The 13,585-nt window shown below is 68.4% G+C and carries 10 protein-coding genes; 5 read left to right on the plus strand and 5 right to left on the minus strand.

Annotation, left to right across the window (positions count from 1 at the left end; genetic code table 11):
• Positions 1-171: 171 nt before the first annotated feature.
• Positions 172-1,533, plus strand: coding sequence for a glycoside hydrolase family 27 protein (locus tag Pla123a_RS07910; protein ID WP_146585625.1), 1,362 nt, complete (start codon positions 172-174; stop codon positions 1,531-1,533).
• Between the two features lie 32 nt (positions 1,534-1,565).
• On the opposite strand, the gene Pla123a_RS07915 is transcribed toward Pla123a_RS07910, so the two are convergent.
• Positions 1,566-2,792, minus strand: a complete 1,227-nt coding sequence (locus Pla123a_RS07915) for a DUF2088 domain-containing protein (RefSeq protein ID WP_146585627.1) — start codon at positions 2,790-2,792, stop codon at positions 1,566-1,568.
• Positions 2,793-2,974: 182 nt separating this feature from the next.
• Between Pla123a_RS07915 and metH the strand changes: the two genes are divergently transcribed.
• On the plus strand, positions 2,975-6,712 hold the full coding sequence (gene metH / locus Pla123a_RS07920; protein WP_146585629.1) for a methionine synthase: 3,738 nt from the start codon (positions 2,975-2,977) through the stop codon (positions 6,710-6,712).
• Positions 6,713-7,185: 473 nt separating this feature from the next.
• Positions 7,186-8,610, plus strand: a complete 1,425-nt coding sequence (locus tag Pla123a_RS07925; protein ID WP_146585631.1) for a sulfatase-like hydrolase/transferase — start codon at positions 7,186-7,188, stop codon at positions 8,608-8,610.
• A gap of 248 nt (positions 8,611-8,858) precedes the next feature.
• Here the strand turns inward: Pla123a_RS07925 and Pla123a_RS07930 are convergent, their stop codons facing one another.
• From Pla123a_RS07930 to Pla123a_RS07940, 3 genes are read right to left on the minus strand one after another with little or no spacing between them, the layout of a single operon-like run.
• On the minus strand, positions 8,859-9,215 hold the full coding sequence (locus tag Pla123a_RS07930; RefSeq protein ID WP_146585633.1) for a translation initiation factor: 357 nt from the start codon (positions 9,213-9,215) through the stop codon (positions 8,859-8,861).
• 54 nt (positions 9,216-9,269) lie between these two features.
• Complete coding sequence (locus Pla123a_RS07935) at positions 9,270-9,848, minus strand: hypothetical protein (RefSeq protein WP_146585635.1); 579 nt, start codon at positions 9,846-9,848, stop codon at positions 9,270-9,272.
• Positions 9,849-9,888: 40 nt separating this feature from the next.
• The gene (locus Pla123a_RS07940) at positions 9,889-10,818 is read right to left on the minus strand and encodes a nucleoside hydrolase (protein ID WP_146585637.1); all 930 of its coding nucleotides are present in this window, start codon (positions 10,816-10,818) and stop codon (positions 9,889-9,891) included.
• A gap of 125 nt (positions 10,819-10,943) precedes the next feature.
• Here Pla123a_RS07940 and trpD point away from each other — a divergent pair, with 125 nt between their 5' ends.
• Positions 10,944-11,969: an anthranilate phosphoribosyltransferase gene (gene trpD, locus Pla123a_RS07945; protein ID WP_146585639.1), complete on the plus strand. Its 1,026-nt coding sequence runs from the start codon at positions 10,944-10,946 to the stop codon at positions 11,967-11,969.
• A 40-nt stretch (positions 11,970-12,009) separates the two neighbouring features.
• On the opposite strand, the gene Pla123a_RS07950 is transcribed toward trpD, so the two are convergent.
• Positions 12,010-12,504, minus strand: coding sequence for a hypothetical protein (locus Pla123a_RS07950; protein ID WP_146585641.1), 495 nt, complete (start codon positions 12,502-12,504; stop codon positions 12,010-12,012).
• 178 nt (positions 12,505-12,682) lie between these two features.
• Here Pla123a_RS07950 and proC point away from each other — a divergent pair, with 178 nt between their 5' ends.
• Positions 12,683-13,501, plus strand: coding sequence for a pyrroline-5-carboxylate reductase (proC, locus tag Pla123a_RS07955; protein WP_146585643.1), 819 nt, complete (start codon positions 12,683-12,685; stop codon positions 13,499-13,501).
• The last annotated feature ends 84 nt before the right edge of the window (positions 13,502-13,585 follow it).

Consider the following 13,585-nt stretch of genomic DNA (forward strand, 5'->3'; position numbering starts at 1 on the left):
GGGCGGCTGCGGGCAGAGGCGGAATCCTAGTATACCAGCGCCGGACGCGGCTGCGGGCGTCGGCAATTGCTGGCTCGGGGGCCGTGGGCTAAGGTGGAACCGTGCGTCGCGGGCCGACCAGGCCGCCGCCGCTGTCTGTTCTCGCCTTTCTGCCGACCATCGGGTTCCCAAGTGAAGTCTCTCGCACTGACCATTGCGCTGCTCGCTAGCAGCTTCGGATTTGTCTCGCCCGCCGCCGCCGACGAGACGGCCCGCTTCCTGCAGTGGGCCGAGAGCCCGCCGATGGGGTGGAACAGCTGGGACTGCTTCGCCGCCACGGTCAACGAGCAGCAGACCCGCGCCAACGCCGACGTGATGGCCGCGAAGCTCAAGGACTTCGGTTGGCAGTACGTGGTGGTCGACATCCAGTGGTACGAGCCGGGCGCCAACGGCTTCGAGTACCGCGCGGGCGCGCCGCTGGTGATGGACGAGTTCGGCCGCCTGCAGCCCGCCGTGAACCGCTTCCCGAGCGCCGACGGCGGCGCCGGCTTCAGGCCGCTGTCAGACGACGTGCACGGCCTGGGCCTGAAGTTCGGCGTGCACATCATGCGGGGCATCCCGCGTCTGGCGGTCGACCGGGAGCTGCCGATCAAGGGGACCGACCTCACCGCCGCCGACATCGCCAACAAGAACAGCACCTGCACCTGGAACTCCGACATGTACGGCGTCGACATGTCGAAGCCCGGCGCGCAGGAGTACTACAACTCGGTCTACGACCTGTTCGCCGAATGGGGCGTCGACTATGTCAAGGTCGATGACCTCAGCCGCCCCTACGAGGACAACCTCGCCGAGATCGAGGCCATCCGCCACGCGATCGACCAGACCGGCCGCCCGATGGTGCTGAGCCTGTCGCCCGGCGAGACCCCGGTCGACCAGGGCCCGCACGTCGAGCGGCACGCCAACCTGTGGCGGATCAGCGACGACTTCTGGGACCACTGGCCGCTGCTGTTCGACCAGTTCCGCCGGCTCGACGCCTGGACCCCGTACCGCGGCCCCGGCCACTGGCCCGACGCCGACATGCTGCCGCTCGGCGCGCTGCGGCAGGTCTCGACCTCGCCGCACCCCAAGCACACGCTGTTCACCAAGGACGAGCAGCACACGCTGATGAACCTGTGGGCCATCGCCCGCTCGCCGCTAATGATGGGGGGCGACCTCGCCCAGCTCGACCCGTTCACCGAGAGCCTGCTGACCAACCGGCGGATGATCGCGGTCAACCAGCACAGCACGAACAACCGCCAGCTCTACCGCCGCGGCGACCAGGTCGCCTGGATCGCCGACGCGCCGGGCTCGGGCGATAAGTACCTGGCGCTATTCAACACCGGCGGCGAGGCGACCGAGGTTGGCGTCGAGTTCGCCGAGCTCGAGCTGCCGCATAAGATCCGCGTCGAAGACCTCTGGCAAGACGCCGGCCAGGCCGCCGTGCACGACGCTAAATTTAGTGCCGAGCTGCCGAGCCACGGCTCGGGCCTGTACCGCCTATCGCCGGCAAAGTAGCAAGAATCCCTCTCAACGGCAGGGGGGCTCAGCTACGACCACGCCAACTGATGCCGGCCGTCGGCGAAGCTCAGCTCGACCGGCTCGGGGTCGACCGTGCAGATCGGATTCCGTTTGACGGCCTCGACCAGGTCCTCGGTGACGTAGATGGTTCCCAGGTGCAGCGTGTTCGGGACAAACATCCAGCCGGAGTCGCCGTAGCGGTCGCGGATCTTGCCGACCACCTCCTCGTCGTCGGCCAGGGTGGCGGGGATCTTGGCCCGCTCCATGTCGCCGGTGGTGTAGACGTTGATGAAGGTCTTGCTTTCGTCGATCGCGTCCCGCAGGCGGCGGGTGATGAAGTCGGCCAGGCCGACGCCGATCGCGTTCCCCTTGGACGCCTCGACTAGGTTGAGGGCGGCGATGTGCTTGACCCGCGGGCGGTCGAGGTCCTCGCCGCCGCGCACGCCGCGGTAGCCGATGACGTTGGTGTCCATGCCGGTGCCGCTGTAGGTCTTGCCGATCTCGTCGACAACCAGCACGTCGATGTCATCGACCGGCAGGCTCGGGAAGTAGGTGCGGTGCTTCTCGAGCAGGCGCGGCTCCTCCTCCAGGATGTCGGCTGCCGGCACGGCGTGGATCTCGGCGGTCTTGTCGAAGCCGTCCTCCAACAGCGCCAGGCCGGCCCAGATCTTGCCGCTGTCGACCAGCACGCGGCCCATCTCCAGCAGCATGTGCTTCATGTCGAATGAGTGCGCGGTGTGGAACGTCTGGGCCGATTTAATCTTGCCCATGCCGACCACCATCATCTTGGTCAGCCCGCTCTGCACCGGCCCGCTGAAGCAGGTGTGCAGCTTCACGCGGTTGAGGACCAGCGTGCCGGCCGACTCGTAGCAGTGCCGATCCATCCAGACATCGCCCGTCGAGACCTCGCCCACCTTCACGCACTCCATGCTGGCGCGGATCGGCATGCCCATCGCCTCTTCGGTCATGCCGAGCGACTCGACCATCGCCTGCTGGCCCGGGCCGGTGGCGCCGTTGTGCGAGCCCATCGCCGGCACGATGAACGGGCTGGCGCCGTGGGCCTTGAGCCAGTCGCCCGCCGCGCGGGTGATGGCGGCGATGTTGTCGATGCCGCGGCTGCCGGCCGTGATCGCGACCTCGCCCTGCGGCACGACGTGGCCGGCGGCCAGCATCGCGTCGAGCTGCTTGTGGACCTCGGCGGCCGGGTCGGCCAGCGGGCAGTCGGCGAGCTGTTGATGAACCTTGTAAAGCTTCATGGCGTCGGGATTGGTTGGCGCCGGGCCGTGCGAGCGGCCGCGCGGATTTGGCGGGGGAGCCCTGTAGCGCTAACTCCTGCCCGGATACACTGATACGCTTATCGATCCATCCTACCAACCGCCCGGGCGGGTGTCTGTCGCCCTCCCGCGCAAACGAGACTCACGATCGCGCGAGCCCACCCATGACGCAGACCGCCACGCCCGACCGCACCGCCGAACTCCAGACCCTCACTTCTGAGCGGATCCTGCTCCTGGACGGGGCCATGGGGGTCGAAATCCAGAAGCTCGGCATCGGCGAGGCCGACGTCCGTGGCGAGCGGTTCGCCGACCACCACAAGGAGCTGAAGAACTTCGGCGACCTGCTCTGCCTCACGAAGCCGGACGCGATCCTGGGGATCCACCGCGCGTACCTCGAGGCGGGCTCGGACATTATCGAGACCAACTCCTTCGGGGCCAGCCCGGTCGGGATGCTCGACTTCGAGTTCGCCGAGGCCGGCGTCGACGCCTCGGCCCTCGGGCGCGAGATCAACACCGCCGCGGTGCGCCTCGCCAAGCAGGCCGCGGCGGAGTTCACCGAGCGGACGCCCGACAAGCCGCGGTTCGTCGCCGGGTCGATCGGGCCGACCTCCAAGCAGATGGCCATCTCGACCCGCGTCGACGACCCCAGCCACCGCGACGTCGTGTTCATGGAGATGGTCGACTCGTACTACCAGCAGGCCCGGGCGATGGTCGAGGCGGGGGTCGACATCCTGCTGGCCGAGACCGTGATCGACACGCTCAACCTCAAGGCGTGCCTGTTCGCCATCGAGCGGGTCTTCGACGACCTCGGCTGCCGGGTGCCGGTGATGGCGTCGGGCACGTTCGACAAGGGGGGCGGCACGTTCGTCTCCGGCCAGTCGGTCGAGGCGTTCTGGAACGCGGTGTCCCACTTCCCGCTCTTCTCGGTGGGCATGAACTGCGCGCTCGGCCCCGACGTGATGCGCCCGCACCTGGAAGAGTTGCAGCGCGTGGCCGACGTCGCCATTAGCTGCTACCCCAACGCCGGCCTGCCGAACGAGATGGGCGAGTTCGACCTCGACCCGGCGAAGATGGCGCCGATGGTCGGCGAGTTCGCCGAGCAGGGCTGGGTCAACATCCTCGGCGGCTGCTGCGGCACCACGCCGGCCCACATCGCCGCGTTCGCCGAAGCGGTGAAGGGCGTCACGCCGCACAAGACCACCACGGTCGCGCCGCGTCTGCGCCTGTCCGGCACGCAGCCGATGGAGCTGCGCCCCGAGAGCAACTTCCTGATGATCGGCGAGCGGACCAACGTCACCGGCAGCAAGAAGTTCGCCCGGCTCATCAAGTCGGAGAACTACGAGGAGGCGATCGAGGTCGCCCGCGAGCAGGTCGAGAACGGCGCCAACGTGATCGACGTCAACATGGACGAGGGCCTGCTGGACAGCGAGGCCGAGATGCAGCGGTTCCTGCGGCTGATCGCCGGCGAGACCGACATTGCAAAAGTCCCCGTGATGATCGACAGCAGCAAGTGGTCGGTCCTCGAGGCCGGCCTGCAGGCCGTGCAGGGCAAGGCGATCGTCAACTCGATCAGCCTCAAGGACGGCGAGGAGGAGTTCCTCCGCCGCGCCCGCCTGTGCCGCCAGTACGGCGCCGCCGCGGTTGTGATGGCCTTCGACGAGCAGGGCCAGGCCGCCGAGGCCGACGAGAAGGTCCGCATCTGCAAGCGGGCGTACGACCTGCTGACCCGTGCCAGGGAAGAGGGCGGGGCCGGCTTCCCGCCCGAGGACATCATCTTCGACCCGAACATCCTTACGGTCGCCACCGGCATCGAGGAGCACAACCCGTACGCCGTCAACTTCATCGAGGCGACCCGCCAGATCAAGCAGGTCTGCCCGGGCGCGAAGGTCTCCGGCGGCGTGTCGAACATATCGTTCAGCTTCCGCGGAAACGACCACGTCCGCGAGGCGATGCACAGCGTCTTCCTGTACCACGCGATCCAGGCGGGGCTCGATATGGGCATCGTCAACGCCGGCCAGCTGGTCGTGTACGACGAGATCGAGCCCGAGCTGAAGAAGCTGGTCGAGGACGTGATCCTCAACCGCGACCCGGAAGCCACCGAAAAGCTCATCGACTTCGCCGAGAAGGTGAAGGGGCAGGGGGGCAAGGTGAACGTCCAGGACGACGCCTGGCGCAGCGAGCCGGTCGAGAAGCGGCTGCAGCACGCGTTGATCAAGGGCATCGTCAAGCACATCGACGAGGACACCGAGGAGGCCCGGCAGAAGTACCCGAAGTGCCTCGACATCATCGAGGGCCCGCTGATGGACGGCATGAGCACGGTCGGCGACCTGTTCGGCGCCGGCAAGATGTTCCTGCCGCAGGTGGTCAAGAGCGCCCGCGTGATGAAGAAGGCGGTCGCGTACCTGTTCCCGTTCATGGAGGCCGAGAAGGAGGCCGCCGGCACGGCCGGCACGTCCCGCGGCCGGGTGCTGATGGCCACCGTCAAGGGCGACGTGCACGACATCGGCAAGAACATTGTCGGCGTGGTGCTCGGCTGCAACAGCTTTGATGTGATCGACATGGGCGTCATGTGCCCGGCCGAGACTATCCTCGAGGCGGCCAGCAAGGAGGGCGTCGACATCATCGGGCTGTCGGGCCTGATCACGCCGAGCCTCGACGAGATGGTGCACTTCGCCAAGGAGCTCGAGCGGCTCCAGCTGAACACGCCGCTCTTGATCGGCGGCGCCACGACCAGCGCCAAGCACACCGCGGTGAAGATCGCCCCGCACTACTCGGGCAACGTCATCCACGTGCTCGACGCGTCGCGCAGCGTCGGCGTGGTTGAGAAGCTGCTCAGCAAGGACAATCGCCCCGCGCTGGAGGAAGAGAACCGCCGGCTGCAGGCCGAACTGCTGGCGGGCTACAACAAGCGTTCCTCCGCGAACCTGGTGTCGTACCAGCACGCGCTGGAGAACCGCTTCGCCACCGACTGGGCGAGCGTCGACATCCCGGAGCCGTCGTTCGTCGGCGTGAGGCAGCTCGACGACTTCCCGCTCGAGAAGCTCCGCGACTACATCGACTGGTCGCCGTTCTTCATGACCTGGGAGATGAAGGGCAAGCACCCGCGGATCTTCGACGACCCGAACCTGGGCGTGGAGGCCAAGAAGCTGTTCGACGACGCCCAGCAGCTGCTCGACCAGATCGTCAGCGAGAAGCTGTTCACGGCCAAGGGCGTGTACGGGTTCTTCCCGGCCAACTCCATCGGCGACGACATTGTCGTCTTCACGGACCTCGACGGCGCCGGCGAGCGGTGCCGGTTCCACGCGCTGCGGCAGCAGTGGGAGCGGAAGGGCCAGACGGCGTTCCGCTCGCTGGCCGACTACATCGCGCCGGTCGACTCGGGACGGCTCGACTACCTCGGCGGCTTCGCGGTCACCGCGGGCCTCGGCTGCGACGAGCTGTCCGCCAAGTACCTCAAGGACCACGACGACTACAACAGCATCATGGTCAAGGCGCTCGCCGACCGCCTGGCCGAGGCCTTCGCCGAGTGCCTGCACGCCCAGGCCCGGGCCGACTGGGGCTACGGCAAGGAGGAGGGGCTGAGCAGCGAGGACCTGATCGCCGAGAAGTACCGCGGCATCCGCCCGGCCGCCGGCTACCCCGCGCAGCCAGACCACACCGAGAAGCGGACGCTGTTCGACCTGCTCGACGCCGAGAAGGCGACCGGCATCACGCTCACCGAGAGCTACGCCATGCACCCCGCGTCCAGCGTCAGCGGCCTGTACTTCGCCCACCCCGAGGCCCGCTACTTCGCCGTCGACCGGCTGACGAAGGACCAGGTCGAGGACTACGCCCGCCGCAAGGGCATGCCGGTCGCCGAGGTCGAGCGGTGGCTGAGCCCGAACCTGGGGTACGAGGCGTAGTTCCCGGCTTGAGGAACCACGAAGGCACGAAGACACCAAGCAAAAGGGCCAGTCCCGGCGCGGTGAGCTGGAATAGGGGACTGGCTCGCGACCGCCGGGCAGCGGGTGGCAATCTCAGCGGCGCGACGGCGGTCGCGTGCCTGTCCCCTTTTCCAGCGGGGGGCGAGTGTGGAGTAGCCCGTCGAAAACGGGGACAGGCACGCCGCGTCGTCGTGGCCGACTGGGTTCGCACTGTTTAAACGCGGCGAGCCAGTCCCCGTTCTCGACTCGCGGCTTGGGCGGGGCAAGCTCGGCGCGTGGCAGCTTCTTGCCCACCGGACGCTAGTTCATCTTAAATCCCAGAAATTCATTCCAAAAACATCTCGCGCTAATTGCCTCGCAATACTTTGATTAGCGTGGCTTTCGCCCGGCGGGTCCTCGATAATCGCGTCCGCTTTCGTTGACGACCGCGACCATGAACCGGGGCGTATGGGATGAAGCTTGCGACTGCTGTGTTGTTGGTCTTGGCGGCCGCCGTTCCTGCGGGCGCCGCCGACAAGCCAAACATCCTCTTCCTGCTGACCGACGACCAGGCGTACGACGCGGTGCACGCGCTCGGCTGGCAAGAACTCCAGACGCCCCACCTCGACCGGCTGGTGCACGAGGGGGTGACCTTCACCCACGCGTACAACCCCGGCAGCTGGTCCGGCGCGGTGTGCGTCGCCAGCCGCACGATGCTGTTCACCGGCCAGATGCTGTGGCGCGCCAAGCGGGACCAGCGCTTCCTCGAGGCCCGCTACGTCGAGCCCGCCCGGTCGTGGCCGCAGCGGATGCAGGCGGCCGGCTACCACACCTGCATGACCGGCAAGTGGCACGTCCAGGTCGACCCGCACCGAGTGTTCGACGACGTGCGGCACGTGCGGCCGGGGATGGCGGGCGCCAGGCCGGCGATGTACGACCGGCCCCTCGCGGATCGGCCCGACCCGTTCGACCCGGCCGACCCGGCGCTCGGCGGCTACTGGAAGGGGGGCCGGCACTGGTCGGAGGTGGTCGCCGACGACGCCGTCGCCATGATCGAAGAGAGCGCCGGCGGCGACCGGCCGTTCTTCCTGTACGCGGCCTTCAACGCGCCGCACGACCCGCGGCAGTCGCCGGCCGAGTACCTGGCGATGTACCCGCCCGATCAGATGGACGTGCCCGCCAGCTTCCTGCCCGAGTACCCCGACGCCGAGGCGATCGGCGCCGGCCGCGGGCTTCGCGACGAGCGGCTCGCGCCGTTCCCGCGGACCGAGCACGCCGTCCGCGTGCACCGCGCCGAGTACGCGGCGCTGATCTCGCACCTCGACGCGCAGATCGGCCGCATTCTGGCCTCGCTCGGTGAGCTTGGGCTGCGGGAGAGCACCTACATCGTGTTCACGTCCGACCACGGGTTGGCGATCGGGCGGCACGGCCTGATGGGCAAGCAGAGCATGTACGAGCACAGCCTGCGGCCGCCGCTGGTGGTCGCCGGCCCGGGGATGCCCGCCGGCGAGCGGGTGTCGCAGCGGGTCTACATGCAGGACGTCGTGCCGACGACGCTGGAGTTGGCCGGCGCGGACTCTCAAGGAACGGGCTTTCAGAGCCTGCTGCCGCTGATCGGTGGCCAGGAAGCGGGCGACGCCGAACCGGCCGGCAGAGAGGCGATCTACGGCTCCTACCTCGACCGGCAGCGGGCGATCCTTGTCGGTCCGTGGAAGCTGATCGTCTACCCACAGGTTCCGCGGTTCCTCCTGTTCAACCTCGACGACGACCCCGAGGAGATGACGGACCTGTCCGACCGCGCCGAGCTGCGGCCGGTGGTCGAGCGGCTCTTCCGCCGGCTCGAGGAAGAACAGCGCCGGTTGGAGGACCCGCTTGAGCTCACCCCGCCCAGCTGGTAGCCGCCTGCGGAAACTCCAGGAGTGAGCCACAAAGGCACGAAGTGCGGCAGCAGCGAACACTTCTCAGGGGTGGCTGTTCTTCGTGCCTTGGAGTCCTTGTGGTTCGTCCATGGCGGCAGAATACCGTGAGACGCGGACGCCCTGCAGACGAACTTCCTCTGCCGATGCTGGTGGGGAAGTGCTACCAGTGCGGTCCAACGAAGTCGCTGCGGCGAGCGCCCGATTGGGCCTGCGTTGTGGCGGTCGATTCAGCCGCCGGAGGCCTTTGCGCGGTAGCCGAGCGTGGCGAGGTGCGCGATCACCTTGTCGCGGTGGTCGCCCTGCAGCACGAGCTCGCCGTCCGACACGCCGCCGCCGGCGCCGAGCGTAGTGCGGAGCTCGCTGAGGAGCTGCTTGAGTCCGGCGGCGTCGGACTCGAGCCCGGCGATGACGGTCGACCACTTGCCGCGGCGCCGCTCGCGACGGACGCGGACCTGCTGCTCGTGCGGCGGGGGTCCGGTGCTGTTTGCAGTTTCCGGGGGGCAGCTGCACGCGCTCAACTCGCGGCCGCAGCGGTCGCAGGTGACCGGGCGCTCGAGCGGCGTTCCGTCAAAGAGTCCGGGCATGTTGTGAGCGGCGTGCCGTGGGCAGGGCGTTAAAGATCCGGCGTCCGGTGGAGGCTAGGAAAGACCTAGCGAACGCACCAAGGTGACGATGGCGGCGGAGATCAATCCGAAGCTAATTGAAAACACGAACGACAAAACGATTGCGGTGAAGGAGAGAAAGAACCCCAGCACGCCAATCGCGATGCCCCATTGGAACGCGTGCTTCAGTTTGTCGGCGAACGACGCGTGCAGCTGGGGGAAGAGGTACTCGTGCACGACGTGCCGCGTTGGCGTTGGGGCCATAGCGGCGCCGCCCGTCGGCGCGGCAGTGGGAGTGTCGGCAGCTGCCTGCGTTGGCGGGGGAGGCGGGGGCGGAGCGAGTGGGGCATCGTGCGGCGGGTTGGTCGAATCGGCGGGGCCCATCTCGGCGCCGATGCCGACAAACGGGTTTACGAGCGTGTCGCCGTAGCCAGCGGACTCGGTCTCGTCGAGCGGGTCGTCGGGGGGGGCGAGGGCCGCTTCGGCTGGGCCGTCGTGATTCGAGGGCACCCGGATGTTGGCGCCGCACTTGGGGCAGGGGAGCTCGATGCCGCCCTGCGAGTCGCCCGCTTTGAAGCCGGCGCCGCACTGGCTGCACTGGAAACGGATGGCCATGGGAAGAGCGTGCCGGCAGGGGAGAACGGAGCGAACGGGGTCAGACGCCCGCCTCTAGTCTACCCAGGATGTACCGCAGCACGCCATCAGCGTCGACGTCCACGGCGACGTCCATGTTGGGGCGGCTGTCGGTGACGATGCGGCGGTCGAACACGGTGGCCCCGTGGGTCAGCTCGCCGGCGGTCTCGACGTCGCCGTGCAGCGGCTCGGTGGTGAACAGGTTGGGGTGCATCGCGGCGGTCACCGCCACGACGTCGTGCACGGCGAGGGCCTCGAGGCCGAGCACCTGACGCTGCATGCGGAACGCGTTGGGCAGGATTTTTGAGAGGAACTGGGCGGTGCGGCTGCCGCTGTGCTTGAGCTTCTCGAGCACGTCCAGCCCGAGCATCACCTGGCTGCTGACGTCGACCGGGATCAGTGTCTTGGTGACGGGCGACTGGAACACCTGGCGGGCGGACTCGGCGTCGCAGTAGATGTTGAACTCGGCCGCGGCCGTGATGTTGCCGGGGCCCGCGACCGCGCCGCCGAGGATGATCAGGTGGCCGATCTCGGTCGCCAGGTCGGGCTCGGCTTGCAGCAGCGAGGCGATGTTGCTGAGCGGCCCGGTGGCGATGACGGTGACCTCGCCGGCGGCGCCGCGGATCTCGTCGGAGAGGACCTTGATGCTGTTGTGGCGGTTGTGGAGTTCGGCGACCGGGAAGTTGGCGCCGCAGAAGCCGTCTGTCCCCATCAGGTGACGGGCGTCGGTCCGCAGGAGCTGGTCGGGCGTGGCGGCGCCGATCCGCGGCCAGCGGGCCGGGTCGACCTGCTCGATGATGGTCTGCACGTTGAGGGTCGCCTGCTTGGGCCCGACGTTGCCGCCGGTCGCGGTAACCGCCAGCAGATCGAACTCGGGCTCGGCCAGGGCCACGCAGAGGGCGATCGCGTCGTCGACGCCGGGGTCCATGTCGAGGATGACTTTACGCGGCATGAATCGCTGAGGGGTTGGGAGACCAGTGCCGGGGCGTTACGATCGACGGCTGCTGAAGCCGCTACCCCCTTTATGGTGGAAACACGGTGTTCAGGCAATCCAAAAACTCCCTGCTGCGGCCCGCTATGCCCCCGATCAACTTCCTCGACACGCTGGGCCAGGTCAGCGCCGGCGGCGACCTGACAAGGGACCAGATGGCCGCCGCCATCGACCACATCATGCAGGGCGGCTGCACCGACGAGCAGATCGCCCTGCTGTTGACTGCGCTGGCCCACAAGGGCGAGACCGTCGACGAGGTCGCCGGAGCCGCCACGGCAATGCGCAGGCACATGCGCCCAATTCGGACCGAGCGGACCGGTTTGGTGGACACCTGCGGCACCGGCGGGGGCGGATCGCAGACCTTCAACGTCAGCACCACCGCGGCCATCGTCGCCGCGGCGGCCGGCGCCCCGGTCGCCAAGCACGGCAACCGCAGCATCACCAGCCGCAGCGGCTCCGCCGACGTGCTGGCCGAGCTGGGCGTCAACATCGAGGCCTCGGTCGAGCAGGTCGAGCGCTGCCTCGACGAGCTGGGCCTCTGCTTCTGCTTCGCGCCGCTGATGCACCCCGCGATGAAGCACGTCGGCGCGGTCCGCAAGCGGCTCGGCATCCGCACCATCTTCAACGTGCTCGGGCCGCTGGCCAACCCGGCCGGGGCCGAGCACCAGCTGCTCGGCGCGGGGCTGCCGCACCTCCGCCCGCTGCTGGCCGGAGCGATCCAGAAGCTCGGCGCCAAACGCACGCTGGTCGTGTCGGGTCGCGACGGGCTGGGCGACGTCACCATCACCGGCGTCACCGATGTTACCGACGTCACGCCCGACGGGATCGTCGAGTACGAGTGGACGCCCGCAGACTTCGGCGTCGAACCCGGGCCGCTCGACGAACTGCTGATCGAGACCCCGGCCCAGAGCGCCGAGCGGATCCGCGAGGTGCTGGCCGGCAATTCCGGCGCGTCGCGCGGCATCGTGGTGCTGAACGCGGCGGCCGCGCTGATCATCGCCGGCATCGCCGAAGGCCCTCGGGAGGGGGCGACCAAGGCGGCAGAGGCGATCGACTCCGGCGCGGCGAGTGGGCTGCTCGCCAGGCTCGGCGAGTTGTCGCACCAAGAGTAGTTGTTTCGAGTAGCCGCTAGCGCATCCCGAGGCGTAGCCGCTAGCGCATCGTCGGGCGGTCCTGCCCGATGAACTCGGCGACGGTTTCCGAACGCTGCGGCTCCTGCTGGCCGCCAAACATCTTGGCGAAGAAGCTCGGTTCGGCGTCGGCCGGCTGGTCGGGCTTGCTGGAGCGGAACGGGCCGATCTTCATCTTCTCGACCGCGCCGTTCCAGGCCGTGCGGCCGCGTTGAAACGCGCCCTGCGTCGCTTGGGTCACGCGGGTGATCGGGTTCGGCTTGGGGGCGGCGTCGGGGTCGGTCGCGCTGAACGGCTTCCAATTGACCTTGGGCATCTTGAGTTCCGGCCAGCCGACGTCGACCAGCGGCGAGCTCATCAGCCAGCCGCCCGACTTGGCTTCGGCCTCGCTGGCGGCGGGCAGCTCGCCGGTGGGGCCGGCGGCTCCGCCCGTGGGGAGCTCCTGCGCGGCGAGCGGCAGTGCGGTCAGCAGGATCAGCGCCGCCCCGCGGGCGGTCGTGGGTAGGTAGTGGTTCATGGCAGGTTGGGGTTTCGCATGGGGATGCGGAAAACGCGCGGCGGAGTTTGCCAGAAGGCAGCGGGGGCGTCCATGCCAGTTTGGGCGTTTTCCGACGCGATTGTGCGACCCCGCGGTCGTAGCGTAGAATGGGGGATTAGCAGAAAACAGTTAGCCAGTAAGGGTTTGCGTGTCGGAAATGATCTCGGGAAAGATTGGATTTATTGGCGCCGGCAAGATGGCGTCTGCTATCGCCCAGGGCGTCGTTCGGGCTGGTGTGGCCAAGGCCGGCCAGATTTCGGCCAGCGCCCGGACCGAGCAGACGCTCGCGCAGTTGTCAGAGAGCATCCCGGGCGTTGAGACGACCAAGTCGAATACCGCGGTCGCTGAGCAGTCAGACCTGCTCATCCTGTCGATCAAGCCGCAGGTGATGGCCACCGTGCTGCCGGAGATCCGCAGCGCCGTCCGGCCCCAGACGCTGGTGGTGTCGGTGGCGGCCGGCGTGACCTTGGAGCACCTCGCCAAGGCGTTCAAGCGTGGCGTGCGGCTGGTCCGCGTGATGCCCAACACGCCGTGCCTGATCGGCAAGGGCGCCTGCGCGTTCGCGCTCGGCGAGCACGCCACCGAGGACGACGCCCGACTGGTGGAAACGCTGCTCGGCGCGGTAGGCGAGGCGTACCCGGTGCCCGAGCACCAGCTCGACGCGGTGACCGGAGTCTCGGGCTCCGGGCCCGCCTACGTGTATACTGTCATCGAGGCGATCGCCGACGCGGGGGTCCGGGCCGGGCTGCCGCGGGCGGTCGCCGCTCAGCTGGCCGCCCGCACCGTGGCGGGCGCCGCCGAGATGGTGATCTCCACCGGCAAGCACCCCGCCGTGCTGCGGGACGAGGTGGTCAGCCCCGGCGGCACCACGGCCGCCGGCCTGGCGGCGCTCGAGCGGTGCGGCGTGCGTCACGCGCTAGCCGAGGCGGTCACGGCGGCCACGGAGCGTTCCCGCGAGCTGGGCCAATCAAGCTAGCGATAGTCAGTCAAGCACACCGAGCGGTTTTCACCGAGCTGATTTCAAAGCGCCCTGCCAAGGGTTAGTCGCCCAGAGGTCAAT

Source organism: Posidoniimonas polymericola, assembly GCF_007859935.1.
GTDB lineage: Bacteria > Planctomycetota > Planctomycetia > Pirellulales > Lacipirellulaceae > Posidoniimonas > Posidoniimonas polymericola.